The 22170-nt window shown below is 65.4% G+C and carries 35 protein-coding genes and 2 tRNA genes; 35 read left to right on the forward strand and 2 right to left on the reverse strand.

What is annotated here, in order from left to right:
* Positions 1–6: 6 nt before the first annotated feature.
* The 4 genes from C5B90_RS09950 to C5B90_RS09965 all read left to right on the forward strand — a co-directional run bounded on the left by C5B90_RS09950 (position 7) and on the right by C5B90_RS09965 (position 2186).
* Entirely contained in the window at positions 7–1065 is a 1059-nt protein-coding gene (locus C5B90_RS09950) for a YihY/virulence factor BrkB family protein (protein ID WP_115881166.1), read from the forward strand.
* A gap of 38 nt (positions 1066–1103) precedes the next feature.
* On the forward strand, positions 1104–1388 hold the full coding sequence (locus C5B90_RS09955) for a hypothetical protein (RefSeq protein WP_115881168.1): 285 nt from the start codon (positions 1104–1106) through the stop codon (positions 1386–1388).
* 72 nt (positions 1389–1460) lie between these two features.
* On the forward strand, positions 1461–1715 hold the full coding sequence (locus C5B90_RS09960; RefSeq protein ID WP_004974905.1) for a hypothetical protein: 255 nt from the start codon (positions 1461–1463) through the stop codon (positions 1713–1715).
* A gap of 180 nt (positions 1716–1895) precedes the next feature.
* The gene (locus tag C5B90_RS09965; RefSeq protein WP_115881170.1) at positions 1896–2186 is read left to right on the forward strand and encodes a hypothetical protein; all 291 of its coding nucleotides are present in this window, start codon (positions 1896–1898) and stop codon (positions 2184–2186) included.
* Between the two features lie 268 nt (positions 2187–2454).
* Here the strand turns inward: C5B90_RS09965 and C5B90_RS09970 are convergent.
* A tRNA-Gly gene (locus C5B90_RS09970) sits at positions 2455–2525 on the reverse strand.
* 12 nt (positions 2526–2537) lie between these two features.
* Positions 2538–2608, reverse strand: a tRNA-Gly gene (locus tag C5B90_RS09975).
* A gap of 289 nt (positions 2609–2897) precedes the next feature.
* Here C5B90_RS09975 and C5B90_RS09980 point away from each other — a divergent pair.
* The 31 genes from C5B90_RS09980 (at position 2898) to C5B90_RS10130 (ending at position 22168) form a co-directional block, all read left to right on the forward strand.
* Complete coding sequence (locus tag C5B90_RS09980; protein WP_004974908.1) at positions 2898–3740, forward strand: putative RNA uridine N3 methyltransferase; 843 nt, start codon at positions 2898–2900, stop codon at positions 3738–3740.
* Positions 3741–3744: 4 nt separating this feature from the next.
* Positions 3745–4761, forward strand: a complete 1017-nt coding sequence (locus tag C5B90_RS09985; RefSeq protein ID WP_058566961.1) for a 50S ribosomal protein L3 — start codon at positions 3745–3747, stop codon at positions 4759–4761.
* Between the two features lie 3 nt (positions 4762–4764).
* On the forward strand, positions 4765–5511 hold the full coding sequence (rpl4p, locus tag C5B90_RS09990; RefSeq protein ID WP_058827532.1) for a 50S ribosomal protein L4: 747 nt from the start codon (positions 4765–4767) through the stop codon (positions 5509–5511).
* Positions 5508–5759 carry a 50S ribosomal protein L23 gene (locus C5B90_RS09995; RefSeq protein WP_004974911.1) on the forward strand — a complete coding sequence of 84 codons (252 nt, stop codon included), beginning with the start codon at positions 5508–5510 and terminating at the stop codon, positions 5757–5759. The genes rpl4p and C5B90_RS09995 overlap by 4 nt, the downstream gene beginning before the upstream one ends.
* 2 nt (positions 5760–5761) lie before the next feature.
* The gene (locus C5B90_RS10000) at positions 5762–6487 is read left to right on the forward strand and encodes a 50S ribosomal protein L2 (protein WP_004974912.1); all 726 of its coding nucleotides are present in this window, start codon (positions 5762–5764) and stop codon (positions 6485–6487) included.
* A 2-nt stretch (positions 6488–6489) separates the two neighbouring features.
* On the forward strand, positions 6490–6912 hold the full coding sequence (locus C5B90_RS10005) for a 30S ribosomal protein S19 (protein WP_042663557.1): 423 nt from the start codon (positions 6490–6492) through the stop codon (positions 6910–6912).
* A 3-nt stretch (positions 6913–6915) separates the two neighbouring features.
* Positions 6916–7377, forward strand: coding sequence for a 50S ribosomal protein L22 (locus tag C5B90_RS10010; RefSeq protein ID WP_004042608.1), 462 nt, complete (start codon positions 6916–6918; stop codon positions 7375–7377).
* The gene (locus C5B90_RS10015; RefSeq protein WP_115881172.1) at positions 7377–8288 is read left to right on the forward strand and encodes a 30S ribosomal protein S3; all 912 of its coding nucleotides are present in this window, start codon (positions 7377–7379) and stop codon (positions 8286–8288) included. Before C5B90_RS10010 ends, C5B90_RS10015 begins: the two co-directional genes overlap by 1 nt.
* A complete protein-coding gene (gene rpmC / locus C5B90_RS10020; protein WP_004062417.1) occupies positions 8289–8501 on the forward strand; it encodes a 50S ribosomal protein L29 in 213 nt (70 codons plus the stop codon). It abuts the gene before it with no gap.
* Position 8502: 1 nt separating this feature from the next.
* The gene (locus tag C5B90_RS10025; RefSeq protein ID WP_058827535.1) at positions 8503–8934 is read left to right on the forward strand and encodes a ribonuclease P protein component 1; all 432 of its coding nucleotides are present in this window, start codon (positions 8503–8505) and stop codon (positions 8932–8934) included.
* Positions 8925–9269, forward strand: a complete 345-nt coding sequence (locus tag C5B90_RS10030) for a 30S ribosomal protein S17 (RefSeq protein WP_042663561.1) — start codon at positions 8925–8927, stop codon at positions 9267–9269. Before C5B90_RS10025 ends, C5B90_RS10030 begins: the two co-directional genes overlap by 10 nt.
* Positions 9269–9667 carry a 50S ribosomal protein L14 gene (locus tag C5B90_RS10035; RefSeq protein WP_004042597.1) on the forward strand — a complete coding sequence of 133 codons (399 nt, stop codon included), beginning with the start codon at positions 9269–9271 and terminating at the stop codon, positions 9665–9667. Before C5B90_RS10030 ends, C5B90_RS10035 begins: the two co-directional genes overlap by 1 nt.
* Position 9668: 1 nt before the next feature.
* Positions 9669–10025 (forward strand): 50S ribosomal protein L24, encoded by a 357-nt coding sequence (gene rplX, locus C5B90_RS10040; protein WP_115881174.1) that lies wholly within the window; start codon positions 9669–9671, stop codon positions 10023–10025.
* The gene (locus tag C5B90_RS10045) at positions 10022–10765 is read left to right on the forward strand and encodes a 30S ribosomal protein S4e (RefSeq protein ID WP_008095292.1); all 744 of its coding nucleotides are present in this window, start codon (positions 10022–10024) and stop codon (positions 10763–10765) included. The genes rplX and C5B90_RS10045 overlap by 4 nt, the downstream gene beginning before the upstream one ends.
* On the forward strand, positions 10762–11280 hold the full coding sequence (locus C5B90_RS10050; protein ID WP_004974920.1) for a 50S ribosomal protein L5: 519 nt from the start codon (positions 10762–10764) through the stop codon (positions 11278–11280). The genes C5B90_RS10045 and C5B90_RS10050 overlap by 4 nt, the downstream gene beginning before the upstream one ends.
* The gene (locus C5B90_RS10055; protein WP_004042587.1) at positions 11277–11453 is read left to right on the forward strand and encodes a 30S ribosomal protein S14; all 177 of its coding nucleotides are present in this window, start codon (positions 11277–11279) and stop codon (positions 11451–11453) included. Before C5B90_RS10050 ends, C5B90_RS10055 begins: the two co-directional genes overlap by 4 nt.
* Before the next feature lie 3 nt (positions 11454–11456).
* On the forward strand, positions 11457–11849 hold the full coding sequence (locus C5B90_RS10060) for a 30S ribosomal protein S8 (RefSeq protein WP_004042581.1): 393 nt from the start codon (positions 11457–11459) through the stop codon (positions 11847–11849).
* 4 nt (positions 11850–11853) lie between these two features.
* Positions 11854–12390, forward strand: coding sequence for a 50S ribosomal protein L6 (locus C5B90_RS10065; RefSeq protein ID WP_004974940.1), 537 nt, complete (start codon positions 11854–11856; stop codon positions 12388–12390).
* Positions 12390–13097: a 50S ribosomal protein L32e gene (locus tag C5B90_RS10070; protein ID WP_115881176.1), complete on the forward strand. Its 708-nt coding sequence runs from the start codon at positions 12390–12392 to the stop codon at positions 13095–13097. Before C5B90_RS10065 ends, C5B90_RS10070 begins: the two co-directional genes overlap by 1 nt.
* Entirely contained in the window at positions 13097–13552 is a 456-nt protein-coding gene (locus C5B90_RS10075; protein ID WP_008095301.1) for a 50S ribosomal protein L19e, read from the forward strand. The genes C5B90_RS10070 and C5B90_RS10075 overlap by 1 nt, the downstream gene beginning before the upstream one ends.
* Positions 13552–14106, forward strand: coding sequence for a 50S ribosomal protein L18 (locus C5B90_RS10080; RefSeq protein ID WP_004969595.1), 555 nt, complete (start codon positions 13552–13554; stop codon positions 14104–14106). The genes C5B90_RS10075 and C5B90_RS10080 overlap by 1 nt, the downstream gene beginning before the upstream one ends.
* Positions 14103–14747 carry a 30S ribosomal protein S5 gene (locus tag C5B90_RS10085; protein ID WP_049905066.1) on the forward strand — a complete coding sequence of 215 codons (645 nt, stop codon included), beginning with the start codon at positions 14103–14105 and terminating at the stop codon, positions 14745–14747. The genes C5B90_RS10080 and C5B90_RS10085 overlap by 4 nt, the downstream gene beginning before the upstream one ends.
* Positions 14747–15211 carry a 50S ribosomal protein L30 gene (locus tag C5B90_RS10090; RefSeq protein WP_008095305.1) on the forward strand — a complete coding sequence of 155 codons (465 nt, stop codon included), beginning with the start codon at positions 14747–14749 and terminating at the stop codon, positions 15209–15211. Before C5B90_RS10085 ends, C5B90_RS10090 begins: the two co-directional genes overlap by 1 nt.
* Positions 15208–15705, forward strand: a complete 498-nt coding sequence (locus C5B90_RS10095) for an uL15m family ribosomal protein (RefSeq protein ID WP_004974953.1) — start codon at positions 15208–15210, stop codon at positions 15703–15705. The genes C5B90_RS10090 and C5B90_RS10095 overlap by 4 nt, the downstream gene beginning before the upstream one ends.
* Before the next feature lie 3 nt (positions 15706–15708).
* Positions 15709–17178, forward strand: a complete 1470-nt coding sequence (secY, locus tag C5B90_RS10100) for a preprotein translocase subunit SecY (protein WP_115881178.1) — start codon at positions 15709–15711, stop codon at positions 17176–17178.
* 164 nt (positions 17179–17342) lie between these two features.
* The gene (locus tag C5B90_RS10105) at positions 17343–18062 is read left to right on the forward strand and encodes a hypothetical protein (protein ID WP_115881180.1); all 720 of its coding nucleotides are present in this window, start codon (positions 17343–17345) and stop codon (positions 18060–18062) included.
* Positions 18063–18164: 102 nt separating this feature from the next.
* Positions 18165–18521, forward strand: a complete 357-nt coding sequence (locus C5B90_RS10110; RefSeq protein ID WP_115881182.1) for a hypothetical protein — start codon at positions 18165–18167, stop codon at positions 18519–18521.
* Entirely contained in the window at positions 18518–19459 is a 942-nt protein-coding gene (locus C5B90_RS10115; protein ID WP_115881184.1) for an alpha/beta hydrolase, read from the forward strand. The genes C5B90_RS10110 and C5B90_RS10115 overlap by 4 nt, the downstream gene beginning before the upstream one ends.
* A gap of 70 nt (positions 19460–19529) precedes the next feature.
* Positions 19530–20021: a hypothetical protein gene (locus tag C5B90_RS10120; protein ID WP_042663574.1), complete on the forward strand. Its 492-nt coding sequence runs from the start codon at positions 19530–19532 to the stop codon at positions 20019–20021.
* 92 nt (positions 20022–20113) lie between these two features.
* The gene (locus tag C5B90_RS10125; RefSeq protein WP_115881186.1) at positions 20114–21355 is read left to right on the forward strand and encodes a TIGR00300 family protein; all 1242 of its coding nucleotides are present in this window, start codon (positions 20114–20116) and stop codon (positions 21353–21355) included.
* Between the two features lie 120 nt (positions 21356–21475).
* Positions 21476–22168: a hypothetical protein gene (locus tag C5B90_RS10130; RefSeq protein ID WP_115881188.1), complete on the forward strand. Its 693-nt coding sequence runs from the start codon at positions 21476–21478 to the stop codon at positions 22166–22168.
* Positions 22169–22170: the final 2 nt, after the last annotated feature.

The following is a 22170-nucleotide window of genomic DNA, read 5'->3' on the forward strand; positions in this document are numbered from 1 at the left end:
GCGTCCATGAATCCGCGTGTCACGAGAGCGCTCACGCTCGGCCGGGCCATCGTCTACGAGGTACGAACCGAGCGGCTCACCTTCATGGCGGGAAGCATCGCCTACGGTGCGTTCGTCTCGCTGTTACCGCTGTTCCTGCTCGTCCTCGCGGCCGTCTCCGCAACCGGCGACAGCGGCCTCCGCGAAGGCGTCATCGCCGTCATCCAATCCGTCTTGACTCCCGGCGCGGGCGACGTTATCGTCGCCGAACTGGAGTCGTCGACCCAACTGGCGAGCCTCTCTGTCGTCGGGGTGCTCGTGTTGGTGTGGGGGACGCTCCGCATCTTCCGCGGTCTCGACACCGCCTTCTCGGACATCTACGAGTCGGAGGCGGCCAACACCTTCGCCGACCAGCTCTCCGACGGCATCGTCGTGCTCGTCACCGTCGCCGTCGCCGTCGTCGCCGGCGCGCTCATCGAGTCCGTGCTCCCGGCGCTCGACGGTGCGCTCGGGTGGGCCGTCTACCGCGGGCTCCTCGTGGTCGTCCTGTTCGTGACGTTCTACCCGATGTACTACATCTTCCCCGACGAGGACGTCACCTACCTCGAAGTCGTCCCCGGAACCCTCGTCGCCGCCGTCGGGCTGACGACCTTCGAGTCGCTGTTCCGGCTCTACGTCGAGTTCAGTAGCCGCGCGCCCGAGTCGAGCGTCGTCGCCGGCATCCTCGTCCTCCTGACGTGGCTCTACTTCAGCGGGCTCGTCATCCTCCTCGGCGCGGCCGTCAACGCGGTGCTCTCGAACCGCTCGCGCGACGTGAACGTCCGCCCGCTGTTCGGCGGCGTCCCCCTCGACTCGCAGACCGACACGGTGACCCGCGGCGAGGTGACCGCGGCCATCGAACAGCTCGACCGCCTCGTGGCGGCCGCCCCCGACGAGGACCTGACGGTTCGCATTGGCGACGAGTCCGTCACGCTCCCCCGCCCCGAACGGGTCGTCAGCGACACCGAGACCAGTCGGTTCCTCCCGGAGGGGCCGGTCAGACTGGAACTCAGATGGTCCTCGTGGCCTGACAGTCAGGAGGAGTGACGACGGGCGTTATGGGGCTGGCGTGCGTATGTGACACTATGGCAATAAAGACTCCCGCGCGACCGACTGAACCGGCGCAACCGCTCGAACAGGAGCAACCGAGGTGGGAAACCGTCGAGACGACCGCCGAAACGACGTCTCGTGCGGTCCAACCCCCGACCGTCGTCGAACATCAGCGACTCCCCGGAAAGAACTTCGGCGAGGCACAACTCGTCTGGCGCTGCGACGACTGCGGCGAACTCGGCTCGCTGACCGCGTTCCCGTCGGCGTGTCCCGACTGCGGCGCAGGCCGCGAGGCGCTGTTTTACTTCACCGAGGACTGACCCCCCTCGGCCGAGCGCGGTCCGCCACCGGCCGACCGCGACCGTTTTCCCGCCGGCCGACGACCCCCGGATATGTATCTCTCTCACCCCGTCCGTCGCATGCGCGACGACCCCCTCGACGACGAGGTCGCGGAACTCCGCGTCGAACCCGCGGACGACGACGCCCGCGCCGCGCTGGAAACCCGCGTCGAGTCGCTCGGCGGCAGCCTCGAACGCGAACTTCGATTCGGCGGCGTCGTGGTCTCGCTCGCGGAGTCGGCCGTCTCCGACCTCTGCGAACTCGACGGTATCGAGCGAATCGAGACGGTCGACACGCTCGGATACTGATTCTTCGCCCACGCGTGCGAGGGCGGTGGCTTTCGTGACAGCTGGTGTCAACTGTTTAGTGTGTTCTCTGCGGAGGTGGCGTATGGTCCCTCTCCCCTCCCGCGCCGCACCATCCGGATTCGGCGTACCGCTCGCTGGCTTCGCGACTGTGAGTCTCCTTGCGGCGTTCCCGACAGAACCGTGAGCGTACTCACCAACCTCGGAGAGTTTCCCCTGCTCGTCGCGTACCTGTTGCTCCTCGCGGGCACGGCCGTGCAGTATCGGCGCGGGAAACTCTCCGGCACGCGGGCGGTTCTCCTCGTCGGGATGTGTCTCACGTGGCTCTCGTACGCTCTCTTACAGGTGACGCAGTCTGGGACCGTGCCGACGGGAACGCCGCTCAACTACGCCCTCGACGCGCTCGCCGTCGTTGTCCTCATCGTCGGCGTGGCCGCGATGGGCTGGTGGTGGCGGGTGCGAGACGAAGTGTGAGTTCATGGGGACGCATCGGTGGCCGGGTTGCGTTCAGAGAGAAGTGCGTCGGCTGGGAGTTCACCGAACACCGTGAGGTGAACGCAGGAGCATCGGCGAGACCGGCGGTCGAGTCGGTGAGAGGGGATTTGAACCGAGCCGAGACGGTTCCCTCGCGCTGCTCGGGACTGCGTCTCGTCGGGTTCAGAATCCCAGGGTCCCGCATTCACAACTCACAGTCCGAGCGACACGCACAGCGGTCGCTCGGAAGGTAGGTTCGTTGTAGAAGTGCGTCGGCTGGGATTTGAACCCAGGTTGTGACCATGGCAAGGTCACGTGATACCACTACACTACCGACGCATGTGGTGGAAGTGCGCTGGCTGGGATTTGAACCCAGGTTGTGACCATGGCAAGGTCACGTGATACCACTACACTACCAGCGCATTCCGCGTGTATCGTGGCGTGCTGCTGCGTTACTCGATAGTGTCGGGTTGATAAATAAGACTTGCGAAACGGGGGAGAAATCGGGCGACGGCGCGCCACCTGCTACCACGTGAGATTCGTCTTCGCCGACCTGTCGTCGACCGTGTAATTATGTACCACGCGACGTTCGCCAATCTCCCGCAAACTGGGTCGTGGGACGCTCTATCACCCCAGAATGGATTCGCTACTCTTTTAGGTAGGCCCCCGGTAGAAACGCCACAGTCTAGACGAGACGAGGATGAACCCGGCATGAAACTCAGCGTACTCGTGCCGTCCTCACTCGTCCGGGAAGCCGAAGATCAACGCGAGGCAACTCGCAAACTCGGCTACGTCGCCCGCGCGGCGGCGGTCTTCCGGGCGAACGAACTCGTCGTCTTCCCCGACGAAGACGGCGAGAACAAGTGGGGCGGCGAGTTCGTCGAAACCGTACTTCGGTACGCCGCGACGCCCCCCTACCTCCGTAAGGAGGTCTGGGGCAAGCGCGACGAACTCCGCTACGCTGGTATCCTGCCGCCCGTTCTCGTGGCGTCTACGACCGCGGACGACTCCGACGAGTCGCCCGCGTTGCGAGAAGGAATCGTGACCGAGGTCGGACCTGACGACCGCGTTCGGGTCAATTGCGGAATGCAACACCCGATCTCCCTGTTCGTCCCTCCCGGGATGGACCTCACAGAGGGAGAGCGCGTCGCTGTCAGGATCTCTTCGCGAGAACCGGTCCGTGCGCGGATCGTCGACGAGCCCCTTCCGGGCTTCGACGTATCCCGCATGGACCTCACGGAAGCACTCGGCAGGCCAGATGCGGGCGTGCGAATCGCCACGTCTCGCTATGGCGAACCGCTGTCGGTCCCCACATTGGGCGACTTGACGGCCCGCATCACCGATGCCGGCGGCATGACCGTCGTCTTCGGGTCGCCGGGCCGTGGGCTTCCGGACATGCTCGGGATGTCTCCCGAGGATGTTGCAGACGTCGAACCTTCCGTTGGTCCGGGGTTCGACCTCTGGCTCAATACGATTCCGCGACAGGGCAGCGAGGTCGTGCGAACAGAAGAAGCGATGTTCGCCTCCCTCGCCTCCCTGACACTCACGGAGTGAATCCATGCCACAACCAAGCAGACCACGAAAAGGCTCGATGGGCTTCAGCCCGCGCAAGCGAGCAGTCAAGGAGGTTCCACGCATCAAGTCGTGGCCGTCCGACGACGGCTCCCCAGCGCTGCAGGGCTTCGCCGGTTACAAGGCCGGTATGACCCACGTGATGATGGTCAACGACGAGGCAGACTCCCCCCGCGAAGGAATGGAGGAGTCCGTCCCGGTGACTGTCGTCGAGACGCCGCCGATGCGCGCCGTCGCCCTTCGCGCCTACGAGCAGACGCCGTACGGTATGAAGCCGCAGACCGAGGTCTGGGCGGGCGAGTTCCACGACGAACTCGACCGCGTCCTCGACCTGCCGGCAGAAGACACGTTCGACTCGGACGCCGATGCGCTTCGCGAGGCCGTCGAGGCCGGCGAAGTCGATGACCTCCGCGTCATCACGCACACGGTGCCCTCCGAGCTCGCGAACGTGCCCAAGAAGAAGCCCGACGTGATGGAGACTCGCGTCGGTGGCGGCTCCATGGTGGAGCGCGCCGACTTCGCCCTCGACCTCGTTGCCGAGGGCGGCGAACACGAGATGTCCGACGTGTTCCGCGCCGGCGAGTACCTCGACGCCGCGGGTGTCACGAAGGGTAAGGGTACGCAGGGTCCCGTCAAGCGATGGGGCGTCCAGAAGCGTAAGGGCAAGCACGCCCGCCAGGGCTGGAGACGCCGTATTGGCAACCTCGGCCCCTGGAACCCGTCCCGTGTCCGCTCTACGGTTCCGCAGCTCGGTCAGACTGGTTACCACCAGCGCACCGAGCTCAACAAGCGCCTCATCGACCTCGGTGAGGGTGACGAGGCCTCCGTCGAAGGTGGCTTCGTCAACTACGGCGAGGTCGACGGCTCCTACGCGCTCATCAAGGGCTCGCTGCCGGGCCCCAACAAGCGCCTTCTGCGGTTCCGCCCGGCCATCCGGCCGAACGACCAGCCGCGCCTCGACCCCGAGGTGCGCTACGTCTCTACCGCATCGAACCAGGGATAATCCATGCAGGCAACTATCCGAGACCTGAACGGCGACGACGCGGGCAGCATCGACCTGCCCGAGGTCTTCGAGACGGCTTACCGTCCGGACCTCATCAAGCGTGCTGTCATCGCCGCGCAGGCAAACCGAAAACAGCCGTACGGTGCCGACCCCTACGCCGGACTTCGAACCCCGGCAGAGTCCATGGGCAGCGGCCGTGGGATGTCCCACGACCCACGCCAGAACGGCGTCGCCCGACGCGTCCCGCACGCCGTCTCCGGCCGTCGCGCTCACCCGCCGAAGGCCGAGAAGGACCAGGGGAAGGAGATCAACACGAAGGAGCGTAAGCTCGCCGTCCGCTCGGCGCTCGCCGCCACGGCGGACCCCGAGCTGGTCGCCGAGCGCGGTCACCGCTTCGACGACGACCTCGAGCTCCCCCTCGTCGTCTCCGACGACTTCGAGGACCTCGTCAAGACGAAGGAGGTCGTCGACCTCCTGCAGTCGCTCGGCGTCTACGACGACATCGAGCGCTCCGAGGAGAACAAGAAGGTCAAGAGCGGCCAGGGCAAGCTCCGCGGTCGCAAGTACACCCGTCCGAAGTCCATCCTCTTCGTGACGGCTGACGAGCCCTCGAAGGCGGCTCGCAACCTCGCCGGCGTCGACGTCGCCACCGCGGCGAACGTCTCCGCCGAAGACCTCGCGCCCGGCACCCACGCCGGTCGCCTCACGCTGTTCACCGAGAGCGCGCTCGAGGAGGTCGCAGAACGATGAGCATCATCGAACACCCGCTGGTCACGGAGAAGGCGATGAACCAGATGGACTTCGACAACAAGCTCCAGTTCATCGTCCACATCGACTCGACGAAGTCCGACGTGAAGGACGAAGTCCAGTCGCGCTACGACGTGACCGTCGAGAAGGTCAACACGCAGGTCACGATGAAAGGCAAAAAGAAAGCAACAGTTCGTCTCTCTGAAGACGACGACGCGCAGGAAGTCGCGTCGCGTATCGGGGTGTTCTAACCATGGGACGCCGAATTCAGGGCCAGCGTCGTGGTCGCGGTACGTCCACCTTCCGGGCGCCGTCGCACCGCTACAAGGCCGAACTGTCGCACAAGAAGTCCGAGGAGAAAGACACCATCACGGGTACGGTCGTCGGCATCGAGCACGACCCCGCACGCAGTGCGCCCATCGCCCTCGTGGAGTTCGAGGACGAACAGCGCATGATTCTCGCGCCCGAGGGTGTCACCGTCGGCGAAGAGCTTCAGATCGGCGTTTCCGCCGAAATCAAGCCCGGCAACACGCTGCCGCTCGCCGAGATTCCCGAGGGTGTCCCCGTCTGTAACGTCGAGCACCAGCCCGGCGACGGCGGGAAGTTCGCCCGCGCCTCCGGCGTGAGCGCGCAGCTTCTCTCGCACGACCGCAAGGTCGCCATCGTGAAGCTCCCGTCGGGTGAGGTCAAGCGCCTCAACCCCAACTGCCGCGCCACCATCGGCGTCGTCGCCGGTGGCGGCCGCACGGAGAAGCCCTTCGTCAAGGCAGGCAAGAAGTACCACAAGATGAAAGCGCGCGGTATCAAGTGGCCGCGCGTGCGTGGTGTTGCTATGAACGCCGTCGACCACCCGTTCGGTGGCGGCGGCCGGCAGCACCCCGGTCAGCCGAAGTCCGTCTCGCGGAACGCTCCGCCGGGTCGGAAGGTCGGTGACATCGCCTCCAAACGCACCGGTCGCGGTGGCAAGGGAGGTAAGTAACCATGAGTACGCAATACCGCACCGGCCGCGAAGGTGAGTTCACCTACCGCGGCTACACGCTCGACGAGCTGCAGGATATGGAGCTCGACGAGGTCGCGGAACTGCTCCCCGCTCGTCAGCGGCGAACCATCACCCGAGGCCTGTCGGCCGAGCACGAGAAGCTGCTCGCGAAGGCTCAGGACAAGACGGAAGAGGAGACGGCTAACGCACCGATTCGAACGCACTTGCGTGACATGCCGATTCTCCCCGAATTCGTCGGTCTCACCTTCGCCGTCTACACCGGCCAGGAGTTCGAACGCACCCAGATTCAGCCCGAGATGATCGGACACTACCTGGGCGAGTTCCAGCTGACCCGTAGCTCGGTCGAGCACGGTCAGGCCGGTATCGGCGCGACCCGGTCTTCGAAGTTCGTGCCCCTCAAGTAAACCATGGGAATCAACTACAGCGTCGAGGCCGACCCGGACACCACGGCCAAGGGTATGCTCCGGGACCGGCCCATCAGCATCAAGCACAGCAAGGCCATCTCCCGAGCCATCAAGGGGATGCCCGTCGCCGACGCAGAGGAGTACCTCGAAGCCGTCATCGACGGCGAGCGGTCGGTTCCGTTCAAGCAGCACAACTCCGGTGTCGGTCACCGAAGCGACATCGACGGCTGGGACGCGGGACGGTACCCCGAGAAGGCGTCCAAGGCGTTCCTCGAACTCCTCGAAAACGTTCGCAACAACGCGACCGAACAAGGGTTCGACGGACCGGCTATGGAGATCAAGCACGTCGCCGCCCACAAGGTCGGCGAACGTCAGGGTCGCAAGCCCCGCGCCTTCGGTCGGGCGGACCCGTGGAACACCCCAATCTGTGATGTCGAACTCATCATCGAAGAGGTCGAGGAATAATGGCTGACGAACACCAATTCATCGAGAACGGACTGCAGCGGTCCCAGATCGACGAGTTCTTCGCAGAAGAGCTCGGTCGAGCGGGCTACGGCGGCATGGACGTCGCCAAGACGCCGATGGGCACCCAGATCGTGCTCAAGGCCGAAAAGCCCGGGATGGTCATCGGGAAAGGCGGGAAGAACATCCGTAAGGTCACCCGCGAACTCGAAGAGCGATTCAACCTCGACGACCCTCAGATCGACGTGCAGGAAGTCGACGAGCCGGACCTCAACGCCCGGATCGTCGCCGACCGCCTCGCCAACGCGCTCGAGCGCGGTTGGTACTTCCGTAAGGCGGGCCACACGACCATCGACCGTATCATGGACGCCGGCGCCCTCGGTGCCGAAATCGTCCTCTCCGGGAAGGTCACGGGCGCTCGCTCCCGCGTCGAGAAGTTCAACCGCGGCTACATCAAGCACAACGGCGAGCCCGCACAGGAGATCGTCGACGAGGGCCAGGGCGTCGCAGTCATGAAGCTCGGCACCATCGGCGTGACGGTCAAGATCATCCCGCCGGGTGCGAAGCTCCCCGACGACTTCGAAGTCGAGGAAGACGCGAACCCCGAAGCGGTCGAACAAATCGAAGAGACCGAGAGCGTCGAGGACCTCCTCGAAGAGGAGCCGGAGGAAGTTCCGGACGTCTCCGAGGAGGCCGACGACGAGACGGACGCAGTCGACGAAGACGTCGTCGAGGAAGCGGCCGTCGAAGCGGTCGAAGAAGAAGTCGTCGACGACGAAGCCGACGACGACGAGGACGAAGCGGTCGAGGAAGTCGTCGACGACGACGAAGAACTCGACGAAGACGTCGCCGAAGAGGCGGCCGACCTCGTCGCGGAGATGGAAGACGACGACGAAGAAACGGAGGAAGAATAAATGGCGATCCTCTACACCGAAGAGATTCGCGACATGACGCCCGCAGAGCGCACCGCCGAGCTCGAAGAGCTCGAGACGGAGCTGCTCAACGCGAAGGCCGTGCAGGCCGCGGGTGGCGCGCCGGAGAACCCCGGCCGCGTCTCTGAACTGAAGAAGACCATCGCCCGAATCAAGACGATTCAGGGCGAAGAAGGCGACCTCGACGAAGAATAAAATGCCACTTACACCCGAGACCCTCACGCGACACGAGCTCAACGGCCTCCACGTGGAGGTCGTCGACGCGGCGAACCCCGACCTCGTCGGGATAGCCGGTCGCATCGTCGTCGAGACGATGCACACGCTCATGGTCGACGACGGGTCTCGGGTGCGGCAGGTGCCGAAACGAGGGGCGACCTTCGAATTCGAGATTCCGCGTACAGATGAAGCCGCCGGCGCTGCGAAGGCGTCGGGGACCGCGTCCAAACTTCGGTCGGATACTACTGGCGGATTTGATGCCAGTCAGTCTGATCGGCTCGCCGACTCATCATCGGCGGCTTCCCGTTCCGGGAATTGCGAGGGCGTGGCCTACGTTACGGTGGATGGCGCACAACTGCTCTCACGACCCGCCCTGCGCACCGAAACTACAGGTGACTCGAAATGGCGATAGGACTTGACGTTCCAATGCCTCCGGAACCTGACGATTCCGAGGCTTACGACTACGAAAAATGTCCGTTCTACGGCTCGCTCTCCGTCCGGGGTCAGACCCTGGAGGGGACAGTCGTCTCGACGGACATGGCAAAGACCGTCATCGTCGAGCGGGAGTACGACGTATTCGTTCCGAAGTACGACCGCTACATGAAGCGACGTTCCCGCATCCCGGCACACGTGCCGGGCGTGCTCGACGACGTCGCTGTCGGTGACGAAGTAACGATTGCGGAGACCCGACCTCTCTCGAAGACGAAATCCCACGTCGTCGTCGAGATTATCGGAGGTGACGAGTGATGGAAGCGCTCAAAGCGGACATCACCAAGGGTGTCGCCCGTGGCTCGCTGGTCACGTGCGCCGACAACACCGGCGCTCGTGAACTGAAGATTATCAGCGTCGCGGGTTACTCCGGCACGAAGAACCGCCACCCCAAGGCAGGCATCGGGGACAAGGTGACCGTTTCTGTCACCAAGGGTACCCCCGAGATGCGCCGCCAGGTGCTCGAAGCGGTCATCGTCCGCCAGCGGAAATCCATCCGCCGGCCCGATGGCACGCGTGTGAAGTTCGAGGACAACGCCGCCGTCATCATCGACGAGATGGAAGAGCCTCGCGGGACCGAGATCAAGGGTCCCGTCGCACGCGAAGTCGCCGAGCGCTTCGGGAGTATCGCATCGACGGCTACGATGATTGTATAGTATGACTCGACAACCGCGCAAACAGCGAACCCAGATTCGCGACGCGCCGCTCCACGAGCGGCAAAAGCAGGTCCGCGCACCGCTGTCGGCCGACCTCCGCGAGGAGTACGGCAGCCGTAACGTCCGCGTCAACGCGGGCGACACGGTCGAGGTGCTCCGCGGCGACTTCGCCGGCGAAGAAGACGAAGTCACCGAGGTCGACCTCACCGACGCCGTCATCTACGTCGACGGCGTCACCGTTGAGAAAGCCGACGGCGAGGAGGTCCCACGCCCCCTTCAGGCCAGTAACGTCCGCGTGACGGAACTGGACCTCGAAGACGACGTGCGCGAGGCCCGACTCAAGGAGGATAACGAATGACTCGACACCAGAAGCGACTGTCCGTACCGAAGTCCTGGCCGGTCGAGCGCAAGACAGGCACGTTCACGGTCAAGGCCGGAGCGGGTCCGCACGGCGAAGAGGGGGTTCCCCTCCTCATCGTCCTGCGCGACGTGCTCGGCTACGTGGACTCGAAGAAGGAGGCCCAGTACGCCCTCAACCACCAGAGCATTCTGGTCAACGGCGACGTGGCCTCCGACGTCCGCCGTCCCATCGGGATGTTCGACATCCTGGCGTTCGTCCAGCGAGAGGAGTACTACCGCGTCTTCCCCGACGAGGGAGGCCGCCTGGCGCTGACCCCCATCGACGCCGACTCGGCATCCAGCCGTCTCGGTAAGATCGTGAACAAGACGCAGGTCGGCGGTGGCGACTTCCAGCTGACGCTCCACGACGGGGCGACCCTCATCGTCGAGGACGCGTCGGAGTACAGCGGCAAGGACTCCATCGTCGTCGACAACGAGACGAAGGACGTCGTCGCGCACTTCCCCTACGAGGAAGGCGCGCTCGTCACGGCCGTCAACGGACGGCACTCCGGCGAGATCGGCGAAATCACCGAGATTATCGTCACGCCCGGCAGCGGGAACAACTCCGTTGTCGTCGAGACCGAAGACGGCGAGTTCGAGACGGTCGAACAGTACGTCGTCGTCATCGACGAGAACTTCACGGGTTCGGACGACGAGTCCGAAGCACGTCAGGCTACTGACGGCGGTGATGACGAATGAGCGAGGCTGACTTCCACGCGATGCGCGACCCGCGCATCGAGAAGGTCGTCGTCCACATGGGCGTCGGCGAAGGTGGTCGCGAACTCGCCAAGGCCGAGGACATCCTCGAGGAGATTACCGGTCAGGAGAGCGTCCGCACGATCTCCGGCCGCGCCTCGCAGGACTTCGGCGTCCGCCGCGGCGAACCCGTCGGCGCGAAGGTCACCCTCCGTGGTGACACCGCCGTCGAGTTCCTCGAAACCGCACTCCCCATCGCGGACCTCTCCGTCTCGTCGTTCGACCAGACGGGCAACTTCGGCTTCGGCGTCGAAGAGCACACGGAGTTCCCGAGCCAGGAGTACGACCCGCAGATCGGTATCTACGGGCTGGACGTGACGGTTAACCTCGTCCGCCCCGGCTACCGAGTGAAAAAGCGCGACAAGCGTTCCCGTCAGATTCCGTCGTCCCACCGGATGACCGTCGAGGACGCCGTCGCGTTCATCGAGTCCACGTTCGACGTGGAGGTTGAAGAATGAGCGATAGCGAAACAGAACAGACGGGCGAGCACGCATCCCGCCGCACCGGCCAGGAGAACGAGTGCCGGCGCTGCGGTCGAAAGCAGGGACTTGTCAGCAAGTACGACATCAACCTGTGCCGCCAGTGCTTCCGAGAGATCGCCCGCGAGATGGGATTCAAGAAGTACCGATAAGCAATGGCTGACAACGACCCACTCAGTAGCGCTCTCTCCGGTGTGGACAACGCCGAGAGCGTCGGACACCTGTCCCACGAGATCCAGCCCGCCTCCAACATCATCGGCTCCGTCCTCGAGGTCTTCTACGACCGCGGGTACATCGACGGCTTCGAGTTCGTCGACGACGGCAAGGCCGGTCTGTTCGAGGTCGAACTGAAAGGCGCAATCAACGATTGTGGCGTCGTCAAGCCCCGGTATTCCGCCGGAGCCGACGACTTCGAGAAATGGGAGAAGCGATTCCTCCCCGCCCGTGACTACGGCGCGCTCATCGTCACGACGAGCCACGGCGTCATGAGCCATTACGAGGCCCGCGAGAAGGGCATCGGTGGCCAGATCATCGCCTACGTCTACTAGAACAATGAGCCGAATAGAAATCGAAATCCCGGACGAGGTATCCGCCGAGGTCAAAAACCTCGAGCTCACCATCGAGGGCCCCAACGGAAGCGTCACCAAGCGCCTCTGGTACCCGAACGTCTCGGTCTCCGCCGAAGACGACGCTATCGTCATCGAGAGCGACGTCGAGAACGCGAAGACTAACGCGACCATCGGTACCTTCGAGAGCCACGTGAACAACATGCTTCACGGCGCGACCGAGGGGTGGGAGTACAAGATGGAAGTCCACTACGCTCACTTCCCGATGCAGGTTAGCGTCGAAGGTAGCGACGTGGTCATCAAGAACTTCCTCGGCGAGAAGTCCCCGCGACGAGCGCAGATTCGCGGCGACACGGACGTACAGGTCGACGGCGAAGAACTCACCCTGACGGGCTCCAACAAGGAGGACGTCGGGCAGACCGCCGCCGACATCGAACAACTCACCCGCGTCAAGGACAAGGACACTCGCGTGTTCACCGACGGCGTGTACATCACCCAGAAACCGCAGACTGGTGATGCCTAATGTCGGAAGAAATCACCGAACTCGAAGACATCAGCGGCGTCGGCCCGTCGAAGGCCGACGCGCTCCGCGAAGCCGGCTTCGAGAGCGTCGACGACGTACAGGCCGCGAGCCAGTCCGAACTGGCCGAGGTCGACGGCATCGGGAACGCGCTCGCCGCGCGTATCAAAGCCGACGTCGGTGGCCTCGAGGTCTCCGACGAGGCCGAGGCCGAAGTCGAAGACGAGTCCGAAGCCGAGCCTGAGGAAGAGGAAGCCGAAGACGTCGAAACGGAGCTTCAGCCCCGCGGTCACGCGGACAAGAAGCCCCAGCTCGACGACGAAACCGCGGAAGCCCTGGCGCAGAAGCGCCGCGAAGGCAAGCCGCAGTTCAACCGGCAGGACTACCACAAGAAGAAGCGCACGCCCACGTCGTGGCGTCGCCCCCGTGGTGGTCTCTCCAAACAGCGTATCGGCATCAAGGGCAAGGGCCCCAAGGTCGAGGCGGGCTACCGCACGCCGAAGGCCGCCCGCGGCCTTCACCCGTCGGGCTTCGAGGAGGTCCGCGTGTTCAACACGGACGACCTCGAAGGCATCGACGGCGATACGCAGGCAGTTCGCATCGCCTCCTCGGTCGGCGCGCGCAAGCGCGAGCGCATCGAGGAAGCGTGTGAGGACCGCGAGATTCGCGTCCTCAACCCCACCTACGTCGAAGTAGAGGTGGATAACTGATGACGGACCTCAAAGCGCAGAAGCGAATGGCGGCCGACGTCCTCGACGTCGGCAAGGGTCGAGTTTGGTTCGACCCCGAGGAACAGGCCGAAATCGCGGAGGCCATCACGCGCGAAGACATCCGTGAACTCGTCGACGAGGGCACGATTCGCGCCAAGGACGCCAAGGGCAACTCGAAAGGTCGCGCACGCGAGCGCGCCGCCAAGCGTTCCTACGGTCACCGCAAGGGTGCCGGCTCCCGCAAGGGCCGTTCCGGCGCTCGACAGAACAAGAAAGACGCATGGGTCAGCCGAATCCGCGCCCAGCGCCGTCGCCTGAAGGAGCTTCGCGAGGACGGAACGCTCGACCGTTCCCAGTACCGCTCGCTCTACAACAAGGCGTCCGGTGGCGAATTCGATAGCGTGGACCGGCTTGAAGCGTACATTCAGAACAACTACCAGGTGGAGATTCAATAATGGCGACCGGACCACGATACAAGGTTCCGATGCGGCGTCGCCGCGAAGTCCGGACCGATTACCATCAAAGGTTGCGCCTGCTGAAATCGGGCAAGCCCCGCCTCGTTGCTCGCGTGAGCAACAAGCACGTCAGGGCGCAGCTGGTCACTCCGGGCCCGCAGGGCGACGAGACCCACGCTGCAGCGACCTCTGCTGACCTCGACGAGTACGGCTGGGAAGCCCCCACGGGCAACCTCCCGAGCGCGTACCTCACGGGGTATCTGGCAGGTAAGCGGGCGCTGGCCGCCGGCGTCGAGGAAGCGGTCCTCGACATCGGCCTCAACACGGCCACGCCCGGAAACAAGGTCTTCGCGGTGCAGGAGGGTGCTATCGACGCTGGCCTCGAAATCCCCCACAACGACGCAGTACTCGCTGACTGGGACCGCAACCGCGGTGTCCACATCGCCGAGTACGCAGAGCAGCTCGACGAGCCGCTCTACAGTGGAGACTTCGATGCCACGAACCTCCCCGACCACTTCGACGAAGTGCTCGGGAACCTTCAGGAGGACGAATGAGCAGAAATAACAACGGCTGGGAGCCGCGAACGCGGCTCGGCCGCATGGTGCAGAACGGCGACGTCACGTCGATGGACCAGGCGCTCGAGACGGGACTTCCGCTTAAGGAACCCCAGCTCGTCGACCAGCTCCTTCCCGGACTGGACGACGAGGTGCTCGACATCAACATGGTCCAGCGCATGACCGACTCCGGCCGCCGGGTGAAGTTCCGGTGTGTCGTCGCAGTCGGGAACCGTGACGGCTACCTCGGCTACGCTGAGGCCCGCGACGACCAGGTCGGCGGTGCCATCCAGAAAGCCATCGAGGTGGCGAAACTGAACATCATCAAGGTAGACCGCGGCTCGGGGTCGTGGGAAGACCGCGCAGGCGGCCTCAACTCCCTCTCGCGCAAGGCAGAGGGCAAGGCCGGCTCCGTGACGGTCCGCATCATCCCCGCCCCGCAGGGTCTCGGCCTCGCGGCCGCAGAGACCGTCCGGAACATCCTCGAACTCGCCGGCATCCAGGACGCCTGGACCAAGAGCGACGGGAACACCCGGACCACGGTCAACCTCGCGAAGGCGACCTACAACGCGCTCAAGAACGCGTCGCAGTCCCGTACGCCCCAGCGCGCTCGTGAAGTGCGTCAGGAGGTGCGCGAATAATGCAGGCTATCGTTCAGCTTCGCGGTGAGGTCAACATCGCACAGGACGTCCGCGACACGCTCACGATGCTCAACATCCACCGCGTGAACCACGCGACGTTCGTGCCGGAAACGGACGCCTACCGCGGGATGATCTCGAAGGTCAACGACTTCGTCGCGCACGGCGAGCCGAGCGTCGACGTCGTCGAGACCCTCATCAGCACGCGCGCCGAGCCCGAGCAGGGCGACGGCGACATCACCGACGAGTGGGTCTCCGAGAACACCGACTACGACGACGTGGCCGCGCTCGCGCAGGCCATCGTCGACGAGGAGACGACGCTGCGAAAGCAGGGCGTCTCCCCCGTGCTCCGTCTGCACCCGCCGCGTGGCGGCCACCGCGGACAGAAGCACGTCACCAAGGAAGGTGGCCAGCTCGGTAAGCACAGCACCGAACAGATCGACGAACTCCTGGAGGACATGCGATGACGTCCAAGAAGCGACGCCAACGCGGTTCCCGCACGCACAGCGGCGGTACGCACAAGAACCGACGCGGTGCCGGTCACCGCGGCGGTCGCGGCCGCGCCGGACGCGACAAACACGAGTTCCACAACTACGAGCCGCTCGGCAAGCACGGCTTCAAGCGACCTGACGTCCTGCAGGACGACGTCGCCGAAGTCAAGATCCAGAAGCTCGACGAGGACGCAGCGCTCCTCGCGGCCGACGGAGTCGCCGAGAAGGATGGCGACACCTACACCATTGACGCCCGCGACGTGGCCGAGGACGGCTGGGAAGCGGATGTCGTGAAGGTGCTCGGTGGCGGGCAGGTTCGTAACGAACTGCACGTCGTCGCCGACGCCTTCACGGCCGGTGCCGTCGAACTCATCGAAGAGGCTGGCGGCAACGCCGAACTCTCCGAACGTGCCGAAGAAGCGGCGGAGGCCGAGGAATCGGCCGACGCTGACGAGGACGACGAGGAATAAATCATGGGATGGAAGGACGCCGCCGAACCAGTGCTGGCGCGGATGCCCGCAGTCGCCCGACCGGAGGGACACGTACCGTTCCGCCGGAAGCTCGGGTGGACTGGTGGCATCCTCGTTCTGTACTTCTTCCTGACGAACGTGACGCTGTTCGGCGTCGACGCCGCGACCGCGAACGACCTGTTCGGTCAGTTCCGGTCCATCTTGGCCGGCCAGCAGGGCTCGGTGCTCCAACTGGGTATCGGTCCAATCGTCACGGCGAGCATCGTCCTACAACTGCTTGGCGGTGCTGACCTGCTCGGGCTCGACACGGACAACAGCCCGCGCGACCAGATCCTCTATCAGGGACTGCAGAAGCTGCTCGTCGGGGTCATGATCGTCCTGACGGGTCTGCCGATGGTGTTTGCCGGCAACTTCCTGCCGGCCGACCAGGCCGTAGCGGCGTCGCTCGGCATCGGTACGCTCGGCGTGAAGGGTCTCATCTTCGCGCAGATCGCCGTCGGTGGTGTCCTCATCCTGTTCATGGACGAGATCGTCAGCAAGTGGGGCGTCGGCTCCGGGGTCGGCCTGTTCATTATCGCCGGCGTCAGCCAGCAGCTCGTCGGTGGGCTGTTCAGCTGGGAGGGCCTCGGCGGCGCGTCCGGGTTCTTCCCGACGTGGATCGGCATCATCACCGGTGCCATCGAACTGCCGGCCTCGCCGACCGACCTGCTGTCGACGATTTTCCTCGGTCAGGGACAGCTGCTCGCGCTCATCACGACGGTGCTCATCTTCGGCATCGTCGTCTACGCCGAGAGCGTCCGCGTCGAGATTCCCCTCTCGCACGCCCGTGTGAAGGGTGCCCGCGGTCGCTTCCCGGTCAAGCTCATCTACGCGAGCGTCCTGCCGATGATCCTCGTCCGCGCCCTGCAGGCGAACATCCAGTTCCTCGGGCGCATCCTCAACAACTCGTGGGCGGCCATGCCAGCGTGGCTCGGCCAGTACACGAGCGGACAGGTCACCGGTGGCCTGTTCTACTACCTCGCGCCTATCCAGTCGCGGTCCGACTGGATGTGGTTCCTCGGGCTCACGTCGGCCGACCCGCTCGACATCGCCATCCGCGTGCTCATCGACCTGGTCTTCATGATCGTCGGTGGCGCGGTGTTCGCGATATTCTGGGTCGAGACGACGGGCATGGGTCCGGAATCGACCGCGCGACAGATTCAGAACTCCGGGATGCAGATCCCTGGGTTCCGACGTAACCCGCAGGTCATCGAGAAGGTCATGGAGCGGTACATCCCGCAAGTGACCGTCATCGGTGGCGCGCTCGTCGGCCTGCTCGCCGTCATGGCGAACATGCTCGGCACCATCGGCGCAGTCTCCGGGACGGGGCTGCTCCTTACGGTCTCCATCACGTACAAGCTGTACGAGGAGATCGCGGAGGAACAGCTCATGGAGATGCACCCGATGATGCGCAACATGTTCGGCTCCGAATAGCGAGCACCGACGCGCTCGACTGCCGCCGCACGTTCGCGGCGAACGTCACTTCCACTTCACTTCATTTCTGACCCACTCGCACCGAGAGCGGCGCGTCCGTCTCGGACCGCCCGCACCGCCGACAATCCGGTCACTTTTGACTGCCGCCGCCGGAACAGCGGGGTATGCACGAGGGGCGACTCGCAGTCGACATCGAGACGGCCAGCCCGAACGGTCCGCCGAGCGACTTCCGAAACACCGACGACTTCGAGTTGGTCGCCGTCGGCCTCGGCTACCGCGCCAGCGACGACGCCGAGGTCGAAGTCGAGGTGCTCCTCCGCGACGGCGACTGGTCGCTTGAACACACCGCCGACCTCCTCCGACGGGTCGTCGAGTGGTGCGAGGCCCGCGGCGAGGGCGTCGTCACCTACAACGGCGAGTACTTCGACGAACACCACCTCCGCACGTGGGCCGACCGAGTCGCGGACGCCGGCGTCTGGGCGGACGCGCCGAGCCGAATCGACGCGCTGTTTGCGGACCACGTCGACCTCGGGACGCTCGCCGCCGAGGCGTACCCGGAAGCGGTCCGTCCGAACCGCGACATCCCGGCGCTGTGGAAGGCGTGCAAGGAAGCAGGCATCGACCAGCCGACCGTCTGGTACGACGACTACGACTTCCCGGCGGGCTATCTCGAACGCCTCGGCATCGAGGACGGCCACGTCAAGGGCGCGCACGTCGGGGAGGCGCTGGGCGAGACGTACGTCGACGGCGTGGTCGCGGGACTCGACCACACCCGGACGCACGCCGAACTCACTCGACTCCTCGTCGACTACGCCGCCGGCGACATCGAACCGCTGTTTTCGCTCCACGACGCGCTCCGCCGGGCCGACGCGACCACGGACTGACTCGTCTCGTCCCTGCCGACCCGACTCGACGCCGTCGGTCGAGGCCGCGCATCGTCCTGTCTCGCGGCAAACGTTTAGCGGCCGGCAGTCGTATCGCGTGGTATGAACGACCTCGAACCGGTGGCCGCCGTCGAGGAGGCGCTCCGCGGCAACGGCATCAGCGTCGAGTCAGTCTCGCTCGACGAGTCCGTCTCGCTGACCTATCTCACGGCGTTCCCGGACGTCGAACCCGACCACGGCGAAGTCGGCCGCGCCGTCACAGCCTTCCTCGACCTCGCTCGCGACGACGAGTTCAACCCGAGGACCGTCGAGGCGACAGTGCTCCGAAGCGAGGGCGACGTGCAGGCGACGTGGACGCTCCAAGCCGACTGGATTCGCGCGTACAACGACTACTCGCTGGACGACGAGGAACTGTCCCAGCGCGTTCTCGACAGCCTCTACGAGGAGGGTGACGCGTGAGCGCGTGGCGTCACCGCGGCGAGCGCCCCGCCGCACGCGGCCCGCGTCGGCCCTCGCACTTCGAGTACTCGCGCGTCTCGCTGACGTTCGAGAGCGAGGGGACGAACTGCGCGGGTTGGCTCTACCGCCCCGACGGCGTCGAGTCGCCGCCGGTGGTCGTCATGGCCGGCGAACTCGCCGCGGAGCGTCGCTTCGGGCTCCGACCTTACGCGGAGCGACTAGCCGAGGCGGGCTACGCGTCGTTCCTCTTCGACTACCGGAACACCGGTGACTCCGACGGAGAGCCCCGGAATCTCGTGGACCCCGACTCGCAGGTCGCCGACTGGCACGCCGCGCTCGACGGCCTCCGTGGACGCGACGAAATCGACTCGCGCTCGCTCGTCCTCTGGGGGGCGGGGCTCTCCGGCGGCTACGCGCTCCGCGCAGCGGCCGAAGACGGTCGGGTCGCCGCGGTCGTCGCCCAGAACCCCATGCTCGACGGAAAGGCGGTCACACGGGGCCGAGGCGTCAAAGGGACGCTCGCGGCGGTCGCCGCCGGCGTCCGCGACAAACTCCAGTCGCGGCTCCTCGGCCCGTATCGCGTCCCCGTCGTCGGCGACGGCTCGTCGATGGCCGTCTTCGAGGACCCCGGGGTGCGCGCCGCCTACCGCGACCTCGTGCCGCCGGGGAGCGCGTGGCGCGACGAGACGCCCGCTCGGTTGTTCCTCTCGCTGCTCCGCTACCGGGCGCTTTCCGACCCGGAGGCCGTCACCTGCCCGACGCTTCTCGTCTCGGGGACGCGCGACGACCTCGCGCCCGCGGACGCGGTGGCCGCCCTCGCCGACGAGCTACCGGAGTCGACGCTGGTCGAACTCCCCGCCGGCCACTTCGACCACTACGACCGGGCGTTCGAACAGACGTTCGGCCACCTCCTGTCGTTCCTCCGAACGGTTCGCTGACGGGAACGAGTCATCCCGTTGAACGCTCGCGCGAACCATTATGTCCTCGCCCGGCATATACCACACAGAAATGTCCACATCCACACGTTTCGTCTCGTTGTTCCTCGCCGTCGCGCTCGTCGCGGTGGCCGCGTCCGCCCCGGTGTTCGCACAGGAGTCGGAGGCACCGAGCGACGAGGAGATGCAACAGCTCCTCGAAGAGGGCGTCGCGCTGTACAACGATAACGTCGAACAGCTCGACGTATCGTTCGCCCGAAGCCTCATCGCGGGGAAGACGGTGAACGTCTACATCGAAGACGGCGACGAGACGCACGTGTTCTCGGCGTCGGTGCAAGACGACATGCGCATCGACGACATCTCGACCGGCGCCAACGACGAGGCGTCGACCCGAATCACGACGGACCGACAGACCCTCGAAACCATCGCCGACTCGCCTGACCCGCTCGCCGAGGTTCAAGACGCCCTCGCCGACGACCGCATCCGCGTCTCCGGCGAGAAGGGCCACCCTGTCGACCAGGTCGTCTGGACCGTCGCCAACACGTTCAAGAGCTTCTTCCTCTGAACCCGGGCCGAACTGAACTTCGTCCGACTCCGTCTTTTCTCCGCGTCGTCGCGTCCGTAACCCACTTTGCCGCCTCCCCCGTCTCTCCGTCGATGACGTTCACGCGCACGGTCGAACTCGACGGCCACATCATCGACTCGGGGATGATGCAACAGGCCATGGGTATCGTGATGGACCTCGGCGGCGACTTCGACGTCGAGCAGTTCGACGTCGGACGGCAGAAAGACCAGACCTCCTACTGCCGCATGTCGGTGACCGCGGACGACCGCGAGACGCTCCAGGAGATACTGCACGAACTCCACCAAATCGGCGCGAACCTCACGGACCCCGTGGACGCCCGCGTCGAGGCTTCGCCGGCCGACCGGGTCGTCCCCGTGGGCTTTTACTCGACGACCAACCACCCGACCGACGTTCGGTATCAAGGCGAGTGGCTCCCTGTCGAGGACATCGAGATGGACTGCGCGATAGTCGTCGAGGAGACCGACGACGGCCCCCGGGCCTACACGAAAGTCCTCAACGGCATCGAGGAGGGCGACCTCGTCGTCACCGACGAGGCGGGGATTCGCGTCAAGCCGCCGGAGCGGCCCCGCGACGCCTCGGGTCCCTTCGGGTTCATGCAGGGCGGCGTCTCCTCGGAGCGCCCCTCGGAGTCGCTCATCGGCGAGGTCGCCGACGCGCTCCGCGAGACCAAAGCCGACGGCGGGAACGTCCTCGTCGTCGCCGGACCGGCGCTCATCCACTCGGGCGGCGGCGACGCCCTCGCCGAACTCGTCCGCGAGGGCTACGTGGACATGATTTCCGCCGGGAACGGCTTCGCCACCCACGACATCGAACGCGGGCTGTACGGCACCTCTCTCGGGATGGACATGGAGACGATGGAACACCCCCGAAAGGGCCACAAACACCACATCTACACCATCAGCGAGGTCATCCGCGCCGGCGGCATCGCCGAGGCGGTCGAGGAGGGACTCATCAAAGAGGGTGTGATGTACGAGTGCGTGAAAAACGACGTACCGTACGTCCTCGCGGGGTCGATTCGGGACGACGGCCCGCTTCCGGACACCATCACCGACACCATCGAGGCGCAGAACGCCATCCGCGAGCAGGCCCACCGCGCCGACATGGTGCTCATGCTCTCGACGCTTCTGCACTCCGTCGCCGTCGGCAACTGCCTGCCCTCGACGGCGAAGACCGTCTGCGTCGACATCAACCCCGCGACCGTCACGCAACTGCTCGACCGCGGCTCCTCGCAGGCCATCGGCATGGTCACGGACATCGGGACGTTCGTGCCGACGCTCGCCGAGAAGGTCCTCGACGCCGACGGCGAGAACTGAACGGTCGTCTCGGTTCGCCTCGTGCGCCCTCGCCCCGTCTGACGTGTCTATTATGTCCCCGGGTGGCCTCTCGTGTCTTGTATGCAACCCACAGCAGCGCGAGTGCTTCTCGCAGCACTCATGGTTCTCCTCGCCGGGTGCGGGGGCGGCGTCGGCGGCGACGCCACGACCGCGACCGACGCATCGACGGGCGCGACAGACGCGACCGGGACCGCCGCCGACGGCGAGTCGGCAGACCAGAGCGGCGACGGCGACGCAGCAGAGAGGACGTCTTTCAGCTTCAACGGGACGTGGGACCAGCGGTACCGGACCGGACAGTACTACCGCTACGACATCACGAGTCCGAGCATCGACGGCACCGCAACCTACGAGTGGGAGGTCGTCTCCGCGACCGACGACGAGGTGACGATTCGGACGAAACTGGTCACGCCCAACACGACGAGCGAGCAGACCGTGAGCGCGCCGCCGGACGAGATTTACGGCGAACTCGCCGGAAGCCCGTCGGGCTCAGTCGCTACCATCGGCTTCGACTCGCCGTACTACAGCGGGGTCGACGGCGAGACGCTCCGCGTCGGCGACGGCTGGGAGGCCTCCGGCGAAAACGGCAACGTGAGCTTCAAAGTCGAAGAAATCTCCGCCTACGCCGGCCTGGAGTGCGCGAACTTCGTCGTCCGGACGAACGGGAGCGTCTTCTGGGAGAGCTGCGTCACGCCGGAGAGTCCGCTGCCGGGCTACATGGCGTTCTACGAGGAGGAAGGCGACGAGGAGCCCGCATTCGAGATGGTGCTCGTCGAGTACCGGGCCGGAGACTAACG

The organism is Haloferax sp. Atlit-12N (genome assembly GCF_003383095.1).
Taxonomy (GTDB): Archaea; Halobacteriota; Halobacteria; order Halobacteriales; family Haloferacaceae; genus Haloferax.